Here is a 16,570-nt window from a genome sequence, read left to right on the forward strand (position 1 = left end):
TCGAAAGCATACGCTTAGTTTTGCGAAGCAAAACTTGCTTCGAAAGCATACGCTTAGTTTTGCGAAGCAAAACTTGCTTCGAAAGCATACGCTTAGTTTTGCGAAGCAAAACTTGCTTCGAAAGCATGTGCTAAGCAGCGTTCATAATCTACTTGTACGTCTAATCGGGACAAGATATGTCTGCACAACGGAAAGGGCGGCGTTTACGGCATATTATGGGTGGGGTATAATGTTTGATAATGGGTGCTCGCCCGCGTTATAATAGGGGGGATAACAATGGATTTTTTGGATTTCTCAAGTTACGATTGGAACACATGGAGCACGTTTCTTAAGGAGCATTGGATCGTGCTGGCGATTGCGCTTGCCGTTCTGCTGCTCATCATGCGTATTGTGAAAACGGTGCTCCGTTGGGCGTTCGCCGCTGTTATCGTCGTTGGCATAGTCTTATACAGCGGATATAGCATGGATGATCTGAAGGCAATCGGGGCTAAAGTGGCCGACAACGTCAAGGAAGAAGCGGTTGACGCCATGGTTGGCGAGATTAGCAATGCCACATTTACAACGAACTCGGACGGCTCGTTTACTGTAAAAACAGACAATTTGACGCTGACAGGCAAACCGGGCGAAAGGGAAGTATCGGTATCTTTCCGCAATACGCCGCTGGGCACCTGGAAGATTGACGATACCATACAAGCATTAATCGACCAAGCGAAGCAGAATAGCAAAGCTTAGCGAAGCAGGTTTATTGGTAAGGAGCGATGATTTATGACAGATTGGGTTCGTTCGGCAGCTTGGTGGGAACCCGTCACGCTTATCGTTCTGGCCTTGCTGCTGATTTCGCTCCTGCAAGGGATGAGGAGAGGCGCGTCGGGTTCTGCGAAGCGCCTTTTCTTTTTTGTTTGGGACGGCATATGGATCGTCGTGTCGTTGTTCTTTGCGGCCAGAATTGCCGAAAGCCTGTCACCGGTCATTGCCAAGTGGCTTGCCGGACGCATTGTCGTGCCGAAGCAGGAGCTCGATACGTTCGCGCAGCTGTGGTACACATGGGTGACCAGCGTCAAAGATTTTGCTTTATTGCGATTTGGCGTACTGTTCTTGCTGTCGTATGGGCTGCTCAGGCTTGCGGTGTCGTATCTGTTGACGCCGCTTATTTGGCGGCTGCCGTCGCTTCGCTTGGGGAACGGCGAAGCGGCGGGCGCCAGAGGAAAGGGCAGGCATGCGGCTGAGCCAGCAACCGGCGACCGCGCCGCAAGCCGGGCAGCCGGCGCATTAATCGGCGCCATTCACGGCTCCGGGCGCGCCTTCGTCTTCATTGCTGCGTTATTTATTTATGTGTCGATGGTACCAAACGGCATCATGGTGGAAACGATTAAGCAGTCTCCCGTCTATCGCGAAGCGGCTGCTGTGCTGGAGCCGGTAGCAGGCGATGTGATTGCCAGTCAAGGACCGGTGCTTGCGGAAGCAGCGCAAGCGGAATTTCAGAACATTTTACAGCGCAAATATGAAATTATTGACTATGCGATTCCTGCAGACATCGAGTCGGCTGCGCTTCAAGTGACGAAGGACGCCGATGATGACGAGGCGAAAGCGCGTGCGCTTTATGCGTGGCTCGGCACGAGAATCGCGTATGATTGGGATAAAGCCCGCAATTACGAGGAGCGGGGTGTGTGGAAGGAGCAGACGCCGCAGGATACGTTTGATACGCGAACCGGCGTATGCATCGACGTTGCCCGCCTTTATGCCGTTATGGCTAGAGCGGCCGGTCTTGAAGTGCGAGTCGTTACCGGACTTGGCGCTGACGGACGGGGAGGATACGGCCCTCACGCCTGGAATGAGGTGCGTATCGGCGGGGAGCAGGGAAGCTGGATTCCGCTTGACGCTACTTGGGCCTCCTCCGGAGATTGGTTCAACCCGCCGGGCTTCGAGCAGACGCATATTAGGGAGACGTAACGAAGTTTAAAGGATATAAGCATTTTATTTACATGGGGTGAGAGCATTGCACGACGATCCGCAAAAGCGGGAAATTACGAACCGGCGTCATTTTTCTTTTCGATTGAACTTTTTCTTCTTTATTGTATTTGGACTTTTCAGCATTCTTATTATTCAATTGGCTATTTTGCAATTCGTCGAAGGACCGACGCTTAGTGCGGAGGGTAACAAGAAGAGCACGCGAAGAGTGCTGATTGCGCCGATCCGCGGCAACATTTATTCCTCGGACGGAACGCCGATCGCGTATTCGACGTCGACGCAATCGCTCTACTTCACGATATCTCCGGATTTCAAAACAAAGAAGTCGGAAGACGCCGAAGCGATTGCGCAAAGGCTCTATGAAATTTTTGAAGAACTCGGCGACCCGCAATATGCGATGACTGTAGAGGATATTATCCGGCAGATGGACCTTGAATTCCGCCGCAACGTTATCTCGACGCCTCGCCGGATTAAATCGGGGTTGACATCGGAGGAAATCGCCTATTTCATGGAGCATCGCAGCGAGTTCAAAGGCATCGACATCATTGAGGAGAGCGTCCGCAATTACAACGAAGACACGGTGGCGGTTCAGCTCGTCGGCTATTTGAAAAAGTATCGCGGCGTTCGCGACTCGATCGATTTTTACAAGGCGAAAGGCGAGGAAGAGGACTCGCTTTATGAATATTTGGATGAAGAGGATGTCGGCTTTGACGGACTCGAATACATGTATCAGGACGTGCTTCGCGGCACGAACGGCGTTAAGCAATATCCGGTCAACAATGCGGAGCGCATTATCGGACCGATGGAAATTACAAACCCGCAAAAGGGAGCGGATTTGTATTTGACGATTAACCAGAACGTGCAGTTGAAAACCGAGGAAGCGATCGTTAATCATATTAAAAAAATTAGCACCTCGCCGTTATCGTTCGAACGCGCGGAATTTGCGAAAACAGGCTATGCAGTAGCAATGGAAGTTGAGACGGGCAAGGTGGTCGCCATGGCGAGCATGCCGGATTACGACCCGAATATTTGGGCGGGCGGCCGAATCACTACGGAGGACTATAACAACTTCCAAACGGCGCTTGGCAACGGGACCATCCGCGAGGTATACGCGAAGTACGATTCCGACAAGGAGCGGGCGAAGCATCCTTCCTCGCTCGTGCCGCCGGGCTCGACGATGAAGCCGCTCTCGATCCTGATCGGGCTCAATGAGAAGCTGTTTACGACGGAAACCCGATACAATGATAATGGCGTATTCTATTTCGGTAAAGAAGGCCATAAAGTGCCGATCAAGAACGCATCGGATCATGCGTATGGCAAACTCGATCCGGCAAAAGCGATTGAGAAATCGTCCAACCCGTTTATGGCAGCGATGGTTGGCAACAAGCTGTATGAGAAATATAAAGGCATTAAAGGCGTAGACGTGTGGGACAGCTATATGAAGCAGTTTGGACTTGGCGTCCTTACGGGGAGCGGGTTGCCGGGCGAAATTACCGGCACGATCGACTACTATCACGAAGCAGAGAACGCGAGCTCGCAATCGGCGCTCATTCGCGCATCGTTCGGACAGCAAGCCCGGTATACGCCGCTTCAGCTCGTGCAATATGCCTCGATGCTTGCCAATCACGGCAAACGGATGAAGCCGCAATTTGTGAATGAAATTAAAAGCACTGACGGGACGCTCATTCAAGGTTTTAAGCCGGAAGTTCTCAATACGGTTGATTTGCCGGACTCGTATTGGAAAGAAATCGAGGCTGGGATGTCTAGAGTAGGCGTACAGGGCTTTGATGGCGTCTCGTACAGCTTTAACCGGAAAACCGGCACAGCCCAGTCCAGCGTTGCCGGACGAATGGCGGATAATGCCGTATTTATTGCCTACGCTCCCGCCGAAAATCCGAAGCTGGCCGTTGCGGTCGTCGTTCCTGACGGCGAGTTCGGCGGCTGGGGCGCGGCGCCGATTGCCCGCCAAATTTTTGACGCGTATGATTACGAGATCGGCTTGAACGGAGTGCCCGGCAAAAGCAAGCAAACGTCCTCTTTGCCGGACGGCGCGGCAGCGCAATAGCATACGATCTAAAGCATAGAACGTAGTGTCTCGACTTCATCTGGAATGAAGTTGAAACACTACGTTCTTTTTTTCTGGCGACCGCATAAAATAAAAAAAAAGTTGCATCAGAGAAACTTTTTTGTATAATAGAAAAAAAGAGTCTTTTATCTAAAAAATGTTCGTCCATGCAAATTAATATACGATTGAGGAGATGATTGTTGTGATTAAACGTCCTATTGCATCTTATCCTGCTTTTAAACGATTCATTTTCACTATTTTGTTTTTATCGCTAAGCGTGACGCTTTTTGCCGGTTGCGCAGCGGACCAACAGGATGTGTCAGGTCCAGAAGGCAAACTGAAGGTAACGGCAACGACAGGAATGATTGCCGATATTGTCAAAGAGGTCGGCGGGGAAAACGTAGCTGCAGAAGGCCTGATGGGAGCTGGCATCGATCCGCATCTGTACAAGGCATCGCAAGGCGACATTAAGAAGCTGGACGATGCCGATGTCATTTTCTATAACGGACTTCATCTGGAAGGCAAAATGGCGGAGATGTTCGAGAAGCTGGAACGGACCAAACCGACAGTTGCTGTATCGGCTAACTTGAAAGAGGAACAGCTTCGCGCAAATCCGCAAGGCGGCAGCGGCTCGCATGATCCGCATATCTGGTTCAATGTGAAGCTGTGGATGTCGGCAACCGAAGTTGTGCGCGATACGCTGGCCGAGAAAGATCCGGCTAACGCGGACGGCTATAAAGAACGGGCGGCAGCTTATTTGAAAGAGCTTGATAAGCTGGACCTGTACGTAAGCGAGCAGATTAAGCTGATTCCGGAGCAAAGCCGCATACTCGTAACTGCTCACGACGCGTTCGGCTACTTCGGTGACGAATATGGTCTTCAGGTGACGGGGCTGCAAGGCATGAATACGATGTCGGAATACGGCTCAAAGGATGTAAGCAAGCTTCGCGACTTCCTCGTGGACAATCAAATTAAAGCGGTATTCATCGAGTCGAGCGTGCCGCGCAAATCGATTGAATCGGTAATCGAAGGCGCGAAACAGCTGGGACATGAAGTAACGATTGGCGGCGAGCTGTTCTCTGACGCAATGGGCGACGAAGGAACGGTCGAAGGCACCTATATCGGGATGGTAAAGCATAATGTAGATACAATCGTCAATGCGTTGAAATAGAAAGAGGGAAGGAATGGGAGGGATCGGGATGAATCGTACAGAGCCGTTGAGAAACGCAGCCAACATCAGCGTCGAGGCAGCTCCGCTGACCGTTCAAGGGTTGAGCGTCGCCTATCAGAAAAAGCCGGTGCTGCAGCATGTTTCTTTTACTGTAAAAGAAGGCGAACTGATTGGAGTCATAGGGCCGAACGGAGCCGGCAAGTCGACGATGATGAAGGCGGTATTGGGTCTCATTCCAAAGCTGAGCGGCGAGGTGCTTGTCTATGGCAAGCCATACAAGCAGCAGCGAAAGCTGGTCGGCTACGTGCCGCAGCGCGAATCGGTCGATTGGGATTTTCCGACGAACGCGCTTGATGTTGTCACGATGGGCCGTTATGGCCATCTTGGCTGGTTCGGCCGCCCCGGCGTCAAAGAGCGGGCAATCGCGATGGAGAGCCTCGCGAAGGTCGGAATGGCCGACTTCGCCGGCAGGCAAATCAGCCAGCTGTCCGGAGGCCAGCAGCAGCGCGTATTTTTGGCTAGAGCGCTGGCGCAAGACGCGAGCCTCTATTTTATGGATGAACCGTTCGCCGGAGTTGACGCAGCGACGGAAAAAGCGATTATTACGCTGCTTCAGGAACTGAAACGGCAAGGGAAAACCGTTATTGTCGTGCATCATGATCTGGCGACCGTTCAGGAATATTTTGATTCCGTTCTTTTGTTGAACGTGGAGCTGCAAGCCTATGGCCCTACAGAGGAAGTGTTCACACAGAAGCTGCTGCAGCAGACGTACGGCGGCCGGCTGGCGTTTCTCGATCGCGGCGGGCGCGAGGAAACGAAAGGGTGATCCGTGATGGCAAGCTTATGGGCGATTCTTCATGACCCGAATATGCAATGGATTTTTTTAAGCTGCACCCTGCTTGGATTAAGCAGCGGGGTCATCGGCTGCTTCTCTTATTTGCGGAAGCAGAGCTTGATGGGCGATACGCTCGCCCATGCGGCGCTTCCCGGCATCTGTATCGCGTTTATGCTGACCGGAACGAAATCGCTGCCGTTGTTTCTGCTTGGAGCCGGAATCGCCGGAATCGCCGCAACCTTCGGCATCGGCTTTATTACCCGCCATTCGCGGATCAAGCATGATGCGGCGATGGGAATTGTGCTTAGCAGCTTTTTCGGACTTGGCATTGTGCTATTAACGATCATTCAGCATGGCAGCTACGGAAATCAAGCCGGTTTAGACAAATTCCTCTTCGGGCAAGCGGCGGCGATGGTCGCTTCCGATGTGGCGACGATGGCGATTGTGTGCCTGCTGCTTGTATCTGTTTGTGTCGTGCTATTCAAGCAATTTAAGCTTATTTCGTTCGATCCTGGCTTCGCTCGGGGAATGGGCTTGCCGGTATCGCTGCTGGAGCAGCTGCTTATGCTGCTGATGGTAATCGCTGTTGTTGTCGGCATTCAAGCGGTTGGCGTTATTCTCGTTGCGGCGCTCATTATTACGCCTGCGGTTTCGGCAAGATATTGGACGCATCGCCTGGGCGCCATGGTAGCCGTATCGGGACTGTTCGGCGCAATCAGCGGAGCTGTCGGGACGGTAATTAGCAGCACGGCGGCGAATTTGCCTACCGGTCCGCTGACTGTACTGGCCGCAACCGCAGTCTTTATTGCTTCAGTGCTGTTCGGGACGCAAAAAGGACTGGTCGCAAAGCGGATTATTCAGCTGCGAGTAAAGCGCAGGCTGGCTGAAGCTACTCCTATTCCAGAGCATCGTGTGCAGGAAACCGCGAAGAAGGAGGCAGCGCTATGAGTCATTTTTGGATATTGCTGACCGGTGCGCTCGTTGCGAGCTGCTGCGGCATTCTCGGAAGCTTTCTCGTGCTTCGCAAAATGGCGATGATCGGCGACGCGATCAGCCATGCGGTCATGCCGGGAATCGTCATTGCCTACCTGCTCAGTGGTTCGCGAGATTCGTTGCTTATGCTGGTCGCGGCGATGGTGACCGGCTTGCTGGCCGTATTTCTTATTCAGCTGTTTCAGCAGCACGGTATTCAATCCGACGCGTCGATCGGCGTCGTGTTTACGGCGATGTTCGCGGCCGGCGTGCTGCTTGTCAGCTTGTTCGCGCGTCAGGCGCATCTGGATCAGGATGCGATATTGTACGGCGAAATTGCCTATGTCCATTGGAACGTATGGACGATTAACGGAATGAGTCTGGGGCCGAAAGCGGTATGGCTGCTAGGCGTTACGTTAGCGGTAATCGCATCGGTTATAGGCTTGTTCTACAAGCAGTTCAAGCTTTGCGCCTTTGATCCTGCGCTTGCTGCGGCTTGCGGCATTCCGGTCGCCTTGTTCCATTATTTTCTAATGGGCCTCGTCTCGATGGCTACTGTCAGCTCATTCGAGAGCGTAGGCGCGATTCTTGTCGTTGGACTGTTGATCATTCCAGCTGCGACCGCCTATCTGTTGACCGATCGGCTTGGCGTGATGATTTTGTTTAGCGTCGCAGCAGGCATATTCAGCACATTTCTCGGCTATGGAGCGGCAACCGTCTTAGACGCTTCGATTGCCGGCTGCATCGTTTGCGCCGCAGCCTTGCTATTTATTCTTGCACTACTATTCTCGCCTTCCCACGGGTTGATTGCCAAAAAACTTCGTATGCGAAGTCTAAAAAGCATCGCATAACAATGCAAGCAAACTACACAAGTGAATGTTCTTACGATCGCTGTTGAATCCGGATTCCAAATTAAACTATTATTAGTCGGAATTCATATACAAAGGCGAGCGCTGACGCTTCTCCAGAATCATTCACTTGCTCCGTTTGTTGCGGATATGCCATACTATTATTTGGTAAATATTGCAATCAAGCTTGCTTCCTTTGAGGCAAATTTATCCAATCACCTCATTAAGAGTGTGGAAGAGAACCGCATAACATTTCGGAAAACATGATGATGCCAAAGCATCCGGTAACGGGAGCTTTGGTTTTTTTCTGTTGTTGGACATTAAAATTAAAATAAAAATTCCCAAAAAAACACCCTAAAAAATGTAACTAAATCCGGTTTAATACCGTCTATCTCATGTTGGAGATAAATATTTTGAGGAGTGTTAGCAGAAATGAACAAATGGTTGAAGCCAAAGCCAATACTGGCTGCCGCAGCGGCAATGATCGCATTAACGGGATGCAGTTCAGGGGGAAACAGCGCCAAGGACGAGCGGCAAACGCTCCGGGTTATGTACTACGAGGAGCAGTCTTTTTATCAGCAGTACGGCATGCTCTTCTCGGCCATTTATCCGAATGTGAACATCGAGGTTGTGTCTACGCAATCGATCCGGCCGGAAGAAGGCGAAGATTATAATAAGCTGATGGACGATTTCATTGAGAAAGAACAGCCCGATATTGTCATGCTTGATTCGGAAAGATATGCGAAAAGCGCGGCGGACGGCAAGCTTGCTGCGTTGGACAGCTTGATTGAGAAGGACAAGTACGATACGGAAGGTTTAGTTCCGGGAATGCTGGACTACTTAAAGGAAAAGGGCGGCGGCCAAATCTACGGCTTGTCGGCTGATTTTTCAAGCCAGGCCTTGTATTACAATAAGGATCTGTTCGACAAGTACGGCATCGAATATCCGAAAGATAAAATGAGCTATTCCGAAATGATACAGCTGGCTAAACGGTTCCCTACGGACGGCGAGGGCAAGGACCGTGTTTACGGCCTGAAGTTCGGTTACAGCGACAGCCTATTTGATATAGGAACTCAGCTAGGCGGCGCGCTTAGCATGAACTACGTCAACGGGACGAAACAGGAAATGACGATCAATACGACAGGTTGGAAGTCGGTATTCGAAATGGCGCTTGATGTGATAAATTCGAAGGCGCTTTATTTGCAAAACCAGCAATCGATGGACGGAGAAAAAACATACGAAGACTATTTAATGGGAGATCCGTTCTTATCGGGCAAGGTAGCAATGATGATTGACGGACCTTATTTTATGACTCAACTGAAACAAGCGCAAGTTTATTTGAAAGATGAAGAGAAAGAAAAGCTGATCAGCAATTGGGATATGGTGACGGTACCGGTCGACCCGGCGAATCCGGAATACAGCAGTATGGTTAACTTCTACAACATCTTTGGAATTAACAGCAAGGCGGCGAATACGGAAACGGCATGGACCTTCTTGAAGTACATTACCGGTGACGAATTTGCCCGCGTAAGTTCTAAATCATACGGATACGGCAACTTCCCGGTTCGTGTCAAATATTTCGATAATCCGGACAACCGCAATTTTGCCGCCTTTTATGCTTTAAAGCCTAACCCGTTTAATATGTACAAAGATTATGACAAGCTGCCAGAGAAATTCAATCAGGAATTTTACGGCGCGGCTCAGGCGGAGCTGGAGAAGGTTAAAGCCGGCAGTGCAACGATTGACGATGCGCTCGCGCAGCTTCAGACGGTAGGTCAAGGGATGATTGATCAAGGGAAAGCCGCTCAAGCGGAGAAGAAGGAAGAGCCGGCAACGGATTCGCAAGCCGCTGAATCGAACGCAACCGAGGGAGCTTCGCAATAAGTATAAGCGTAAAATAAATATACCAAGCCAAAGAATCCGGTAACGGAACCTTTGGCTTTTTTTCATTTTTAATAAATTTTTCCAAAAAATGAAACCGAAACCGATTTTATAACGTCTATTCCATGATGGGGCCTATTAGATCAATATTAGAGGAGTGTTACAAGAGATGATGAAATGGATGAAACGAAAGCCTATGCTGGCTTCCGCGGCAATGATGATCGCGTTGACAGGCTGCAGCTTTGGCGGGGGCAATGACGCTAAAGACGAGCAGCAAACGCTGCGGGTAATGTTTTATGAAGAGCAATCTTTTTATCAGCAGTATGGCATGCTTTTCTCGGCGCTTTATCCGAATGTGAACATTGAGGTGGTGTCTACGCAATCGATCCGGTCCGAAAACGGGCAGGAAGAGTATAACAAGCTGCTGGATGCATTTATCGAGAAGGAACAGCCCGATATTATTTTGCTTGATCCGGAAAGATATTCTAGGAGCGCGGCAGAAGGCAAGCTTGCCGAGCTGGACAGTCTGATCGAGAAGGACAAGTACGAAACGGAAGGCCTTGTTCCGGGCATGCTGGACTTTTTGAAGGAAATGGGCGGCGGTAAAATTTACGGTTTGGCGGGCGATTTTTCGAGCCAGGCCTTGTATTACAATAAGGATCTGTTTGACAAATACGGCATCGAGTATCCGAAAGACAAAATGAGCTATACCGACCTTATTCAACTGGCTAAACGCTTTCCGACAGACGGCGAAGGCGAGGAACGCGTATACGGTTTGAAATTCGGCTATAGCAACAACTTGTTCGATATGGCTGTCCAGATGGGTTCAATTCAGAATATGAGCTATGTCAATCCTTCCAAAATGGAAATGACAATCAATACGGCAGGCTGGAAGACAACCGTTGAAACAGCGCTTGATGCGATCAATTCGAAGGCGCTTTATGTCGAAGACCCACAAAATATGATGGGCGGAGGCTCGTATGAGGAGTATCTGCTCAGCAATCCCTTTTTGTCGGGCAAAGTGGCTATGATGACTGAAGGGCCATATATTATGCAGCAAATTAAACAGGCGAAAAATTTTTTGAAAGAAGACCAGCAATCGAAGCTTGTCAGCAATTGGGACCTCGTTACGGCTCCGGTCGACCCGGCGAATCCGGAATACAGCAGCATGGTCAAATTCTATAACATTTTTGCTATTAACAGCAAAGCGGCTAATAAGGATGCGGCATGGTCCTTCCTGAAATATATAACCGGAGACGAATATGCCCGCGTTACGTCCAAATCGTATGGCTTCGGCAATTTCCCGGCTCGGGTCAAGTACTTGGACAATCCGGACAATCGCAATTTTGCGGCATTCTATACATTGAAGCCTAGCACTTTTAATATGTATAAAGATTATGACAAGCTGCCTGAAAACTTCCAGATGGAATTTATGGGCGCGGCGCAAATGGAGCTGGATAAGGTGAAAAGCGGCGGAGCGACGATTGATGAAGCGCTCTCCCAGCTGCAGACGGTTGGCCAAGGAATGCTTGATAAGGGCAAAAGCGAGCAAGCCGGCAAGAAGGAAGAGCCGGCAGCGGATTCGCAAGCCGCTGGAACGGCTGAAGGTACTGCCACAGGCACGCAATAATGATAAACAGGGCTATCCCCGGCCATCAAAGATGGCTGGGGATAGCCCCTTTTTCATTTGGAATCTCTCCATTTTGTGCTAAAATGGCAGTATAACAAACATTAGAGAGCGAATGCTGGAGGGAACATGGGAGATTACAAGCTGATCGCGCTAGACATGGACGGAACGTTATTGAACGAGCAAAGCGAAATTAGCAAGGAGAATGGTGAATGGATACAGCGCGCTCTGGATGCGGGCATAACGGTCAGCTTCTCGACCGGACGCGGCTTCCGCAGCGCGTTGCCGTTTGCGGAGCAGCTCAAGCTGGAGACGCCGATGATTACGGTTAACGGCAGCGAGGTTTGGCAGAAGCCGCATGTGCTTCACAAACGGACGCTTCTTAGCCCGGGCTATGTGAAACGGCTTCATGAGGTCGCGCAGCAACATCCGGGCACTTGGTTCTGGGCGTATACGACGGAAGAAGTATTCAATCTGGAGCGCTGGATTAATCCGGCAACCGATTATGAGGCGCATCATTGGCTGAAGTTCGGTTATTACACGGAGGATGAGCAAGTGCGTCAACGTATTTATGACGAGGTAGCTGAATGGGGCGCGCTTGAAATTACAAATTCATCGCCTTGGAATTGGGAGATGAATGCGAAGGGCATTACGAAGGCAAGCGCGATTCGTGAGCTGTGCTCGCTTATGGGCATTGAAATGTCGCAGGTCGTCGCCGTCGGCGACAGCTTGAACGACATCGCTGCCATTCGCGAAGCGGGATTGGGCGTTGCAATGGGCAATGCGCAAGAGGCGGTTAAAGAAGCGGCGGATGCCGTGACGTTGACCAACGACGAGCATGGCGTTGCCGAGGTTATTAAGCGATACGTATTGTAGGAGAGGTTGAGCGAGAATGGATATTTTAGGCTGGTCGCTTGTTATTCTGCTGTTTGTTGTCGGCATGGCCGGCGCTATTTACCCGATATTGCCGGGCGCGCTGGCTATTTACGGAGCCTATTTCGTGTATGGCTGGTTTTTTTCTTTTGAACCTTTCGGATGGTTTTTCTGGACGGTGCAGACGCTGATCGTCATTATATTATTCATAGCGGACTATGCGGTCAGCGCTTGGGGCGTCAAGCGATTCGGAGGTTCCAGGGCGTCTGTAATCGGGAGTACGATTGGCATTATTGTCGGCCCGTTTGTTATTCCGGCATTTGGACTTATTATCGGCCCGTTCGTCGGCGCGGTCATCGGCGAGCTGATCATTGGAACGAAATTCGTCGATTCGCTTAAAAGCGGCTGGGGCTCGCTAGTCGGACTGCTGACGAGCGTCGTCGTGAAATTTATTTTGCAGGCGGCGATGATCATCTTGTTCATCGTATGGATCATTTGGTTTTAAGCAGAAACAGAGAAACGTAGAGGGAAATCCGTCATGAAAAAAGATTCTTTAATCAAAGGCACGCTTATTTTGGCCGCTGCCGCGCTTATCGCCCGGTTTCTCGGCATATTCCAGCGCATTCCGCTGGAGCATATTTTGCAAAATGAAGGGGAAGCGCATTTCGCCATCGCCAATACGCTGTATTTGACCCTTCTTGTCATTGCGACAGGCGGCATACCAAGCGCAATCAGCAAGCTTGTATCCGAGCGGTACGCGCTACAGCGGCCGGAGGAGGCGCAGCGCATTTATCAGGCATCGCTCGTCTTTGGCGCTGCGGCAGGCGTATTGTTGACGGCGCTCATTTATGCCGCTGCTCCGTATTACGCTGTACATATTGCGAAAACGCCTGGAGCGGAGCTGGCGATTCGCGCGATCGCGCCTACACTGTTGATATTCCCTATTATCGCGATGATGAGAGGCTATTTTCAAGGCCGTCAAATTATGTCGGCCGGCGGAATTTCACAAATTATCGAACAGATTTTGCGCGTCGTTGTCGGCGTCGGTCTTGCGCTTCTAGTATTGGCATGGGGGTGGGGCGACAGATGGGCCGCAGCGGCAGCGTCGTTCGGCAATGTGCTTGGCGGCGCAGGCGCGCTAATTGTAATGCTATGGTTTGCCTTCAAGCTTAAACGCTCGGATCGCAGGGAACGGGCGGCTGCCAAGTCAAGCCTTACTGAAGCGCCAGAAGCAGCCGAGGTTCCGAAAGGCTCCAGATTGCCCTACCGCACCATTTATCGTGAAATTTTTACGATTTCGATTCCGATCGTGATCACGGCGATGACCGTGCAATTGATCTATACGTTCGACGCTTCCTTCCTGATCAGGCTGACCCAGGGATGGTATTACGAGAACTACAAGGAGGCGCTTGCCGTCCTTGGCGAGTTCAACTTTAAAGCGCAATCGATTGCCGGCATTCCGCCGATTCTCGCCATCGCGCTGAGCACCTCGATTATTCCGGTCATTTCCGCGGCCTATTCGCTTCGTAATATGAGCGAAGTTCAGAGGCAAACGGCGCTCGTTCTGCGAATCGTTCTGTTTACCGGTGTGCCGGCCGCTTTGACGCTCACTGCGGCTGCCTATTCCGTAACGGGACTACTGTTCAGCAGTCCGTCCGGCAGCGGCGTCGCAGCCGCATTGACCGCAGGAACCGTATTTCAGGCGACGATGATGACGACCAATTCGATTCTGTTCGGTCTTGGCAAGCCGCGCCAGCCGATGATGCATACGTTTGTCGGCATCGGCTTGAAGGGGCTGCTGAGCGTTGCGCTGGCTCCGCTCCTTGGCATATACGGACTTATTATCGCCTCGACGGTTTGCTTTATTGCAATTACGTGGCTCAATCTGGAGACGATCAATAAAGAAGTCAAACTAGTCGTGCTGGGACGCCGCTGGGTTCCTTATTTGCTGACGATTATGGTGTCTATCGCCGGCGGCTGGGGTGCGGAGCTTGGCATGCGCAAGCTCGCGAGCGGCTTGCCGGACAAGCTGGAATATTTGGTTGCCGCTGCGGCAGCCGGCATCGTTGTCGTCGTCCTTTACTTGGGGCTGCTTGCTGTGCTCCGCGTCGTGACGTACGAGGACGCAAAGTCGTTCCCTGGTCCTCTTCGCAAGCTGTTTGTTGTGCTGCTGAAGCCATTTCAATCGAAATCGGCTTAAGGGCAGCGCAACCGTAATGCCAGCCTCCAAACATTTTAATCCAAAGCGATTCATATATTGAAACGGACTGGCTTCAACATTATTCACTCTGGGGAGAGGGGAACCAACATTGAAAAGACTGTTCACCGTTAGAAAGGGACTGGCATTGCTGCTCTCGCTTGTTCTTGTCATCGCGGCCGGCTGCCAAGCGGTAGGCGGCGTCGACTTGAACAGCGTATTGAAAAACGTTTTGAAGGTAAGCTCTATGGAAGGCAAGCAAACGCTTGAGGTGAAGCTGCAGCTGAACAAGCATGCGGCGGACGAAATGGAAGCGGAAGAACTTGAGCTTTTGCAATTGTTCTCGAATTTTAAAGTTCAGTTGGATGAAGTGAAGGTGCAAGACGAAACGCATGCTTCCTACAAAGGAAAGATTATTTTCGGCAAGAACGCTACCGTAATCGGATTCGGCTTAAAGCTGTCCGATGAGGCGGCAGTTATCGATATTGATGGGGCGAAAGCTCCGATCTACTTGGATATGACGCAAGAAGGTTTAACTGATATCATTGGCATTGAAACCGAAGGCGCAACAGAAGAAGAACAAGCTTCGCTGACGGAGCTCGGCCATAAGCTTATTGACGGCGCAGGCAACTACATCATTAATAATTTGCCGAATCCGGACAAGCTTACGGTTGAAAAAGTCGAACTGCCGATCAACGGCCAACAGACCGCTTTATTTCATGTTGCAACTGAGCTTGACGGTCCTGCGATTTGGGAATGGATCAAGAGCTACATTGATGCGTTGATTGCCGACAAAGAAGGGCTTAAGCAGTTTGTTGCGACGATGGTAACACTTCTTGCCGAGCACGAGGGCGTATGGGAATCCGCCGACGCGATCGTAAATCCGATCGAAGAGCTGAATCTTGACTTGCAGGGCCAGTCGAAGGAAGATATCATCAATGAGACGGTTAAAGATATTATGGAAACGTTAACGCTAACTAAGCATGACCTTGAGGAATTAGAGTCGGAAGAATGGCGTACGCTTGAAGACTTGTTCAACGAGGACACGACGGTGAAAGCAGAGCTCTATGTGGACAGCAAACTGGATATCCGCAAGCAGGTGCTTGAAGCAACTATTGAGCCGGATCAAAGCTTCTTCTTCCCGATTGACGGGATTACTATTCGTGCCGTAGCTGAGCGCTGGAATGTGAATGGCGAAGTAGTAGCGGATGAGCCGGTTGTATCGGACGATATGTTTTATGCAGATGAGCTTTCATTAATGCCGAGCTTAGAAGTGCTACGCATGTTCGACAAACAATCGGGAGCGTACAACTTGCTTAAAAACAAGTTTCATATGAATCGGCAAATCGTTGAGCTGCCTACTGATTACGTCGTATATCCTGCAATTTTAACACCGGAATATATTACTTTGATTCCGCTGCGTGACGTTGCTGAGTTAATGGGCGCTGAAGTAACCTTTGATAAGCAAACGAAAAAAGTTAAAGTTATGGATAAGGTGACGAATACGACGATTTATGTTGAAGAAGGCAGCGATACAATGTCGGTTAACGGTAAAGACACAACAATGCCTTTCCCGGCGACTGCAATAAATGGCGCTATGTATGTGCCTGCACGCAGTTTTGCAGCGGCGATTAACGCAAAAATTCATTGGGAATCCTACTTTGACGATGGAGATTTAGATACTTTTATCATTGAGCGCGAAGTCGCTTAAACAGATATTATTTCGGGAGGATGAGTGTGTATGAACAAACTGTCAACAGATGCCGCATTCCGCGAAGCGGTGCAAAGCGAAGATATCATTACGGTAGCTGTATTTAAAACGACTTGGTGTCCGGATTGCCACTTTATTGAGCCGTTTATGCCGGAAGTCGAACAAAATTATAACGGAAAAATCAACTTCTATGAAATCGATCGCGATGAACTTCCCGATCTATGCTCGGAGCTTAATATTCTCGGCATTCCTAGCTTTGTCGCTTTCCGCGGCGGGCAAGAGCTGATTCGCTTCGTAAGCAAACTGCGCAAATCGCGCGAAGAAATCGAACAGTTTCTGGAGCGCGCTGTTCAAGTAGCGGAGACGCTGCCTAGAGGCTAAGAAGTAGTAACGACAAATGGCTTCCTCGCGTTTTTCGCGCG

14 protein-coding genes are annotated in these 16,570 nt (G+C 50.5%); all 14 read left to right on the plus strand.

Annotated features, from left to right (window positions below; all coding sequences use genetic code 11):
• Positions 1-276 precede the first annotated feature (276 nt).
• Positions 277-732, plus strand: a complete 456-nt coding sequence (locus GOM71_RS21730) for a hypothetical protein (RefSeq protein WP_156284919.1) — start codon at positions 277-279, stop codon at positions 730-732.
• Positions 733-765: 33 nt separating this feature from the next.
• Positions 766-1,950 (plus strand): transglutaminase domain-containing protein, encoded by a 1,185-nt coding sequence (locus tag GOM71_RS21735; RefSeq protein WP_156284921.1) that lies wholly within the window; start codon positions 766-768, stop codon positions 1,948-1,950.
• Positions 1,951-1,996: 46 nt separating this feature from the next.
• A complete protein-coding gene (locus GOM71_RS21740; protein WP_156284922.1) occupies positions 1,997-4,033 on the plus strand; it encodes a peptidoglycan D,D-transpeptidase FtsI family protein in 2,037 nt (678 codons plus the stop codon).
• Positions 4,034-4,226: 193 nt separating this feature from the next.
• A complete protein-coding gene (locus GOM71_RS21745; RefSeq protein ID WP_156284924.1) occupies positions 4,227-5,204 on the plus strand; it encodes a metal ABC transporter solute-binding protein, Zn/Mn family in 978 nt (325 codons plus the stop codon).
• A gap of 28 nt (positions 5,205-5,232) precedes the next feature.
• Positions 5,233-6,030, plus strand: coding sequence for a metal ABC transporter ATP-binding protein (locus GOM71_RS21750; protein ID WP_156284926.1), 798 nt, complete (start codon positions 5,233-5,235; stop codon positions 6,028-6,030).
• A 6-nt stretch (positions 6,031-6,036) separates the two neighbouring features.
• The gene (locus GOM71_RS21755) at positions 6,037-6,987 is read left to right on the plus strand and encodes a metal ABC transporter permease (protein WP_156284928.1); all 951 of its coding nucleotides are present in this window, start codon (positions 6,037-6,039) and stop codon (positions 6,985-6,987) included.
• A complete protein-coding gene (locus tag GOM71_RS21760; RefSeq protein ID WP_156284929.1) occupies positions 6,984-7,862 on the plus strand; it encodes a metal ABC transporter permease in 879 nt (292 codons plus the stop codon). The genes GOM71_RS21755 and GOM71_RS21760 overlap by 4 nt, the downstream gene beginning before the upstream one ends.
• Before the next feature lie 429 nt (positions 7,863-8,291).
• Positions 8,292-9,743: an extracellular solute-binding protein gene (locus GOM71_RS21765; RefSeq protein ID WP_156284931.1), complete on the plus strand. Its 1,452-nt coding sequence runs from the start codon at positions 8,292-8,294 to the stop codon at positions 9,741-9,743.
• A 166-nt stretch (positions 9,744-9,909) separates the two neighbouring features.
• Positions 9,910-11,370, plus strand: a complete 1,461-nt coding sequence (locus GOM71_RS21770; RefSeq protein ID WP_156284933.1) for an ABC transporter substrate-binding protein — start codon at positions 9,910-9,912, stop codon at positions 11,368-11,370.
• 126 nt (positions 11,371-11,496) lie between these two features.
• On the plus strand, positions 11,497-12,243 hold the full coding sequence (locus GOM71_RS21775; protein ID WP_156284935.1) for a Cof-type HAD-IIB family hydrolase: 747 nt from the start codon (positions 11,497-11,499) through the stop codon (positions 12,241-12,243).
• Positions 12,244-12,259: 16 nt separating this feature from the next.
• The gene (locus tag GOM71_RS21780; protein WP_156284937.1) at positions 12,260-12,745 is read left to right on the plus strand and encodes a DUF456 domain-containing protein; all 486 of its coding nucleotides are present in this window, start codon (positions 12,260-12,262) and stop codon (positions 12,743-12,745) included.
• A 33-nt stretch (positions 12,746-12,778) separates the two neighbouring features.
• Entirely contained in the window at positions 12,779-14,440 is a 1,662-nt protein-coding gene (locus GOM71_RS21785) for a putative polysaccharide biosynthesis protein (RefSeq protein ID WP_156284939.1), read from the plus strand.
• Positions 14,441-14,549: 109 nt separating this feature from the next.
• Positions 14,550-16,148, plus strand: a complete 1,599-nt coding sequence (locus GOM71_RS21790) for a copper amine oxidase N-terminal domain-containing protein (protein WP_156284940.1) — start codon at positions 14,550-14,552, stop codon at positions 16,146-16,148.
• A 30-nt stretch (positions 16,149-16,178) separates the two neighbouring features.
• Positions 16,179-16,529, plus strand: coding sequence for a thioredoxin family protein (locus GOM71_RS21795; RefSeq protein WP_156284942.1), 351 nt, complete (start codon positions 16,179-16,181; stop codon positions 16,527-16,529).
• The last annotated feature ends 41 nt before the right edge of the window (positions 16,530-16,570 follow it).

It is taken from the genome of Paenibacillus sp. NEAU-GSW1 (assembly GCF_009737085.1).
GTDB lineage: Bacteria > Bacillota > Bacilli > Paenibacillales > Paenibacillaceae > Pristimantibacillus.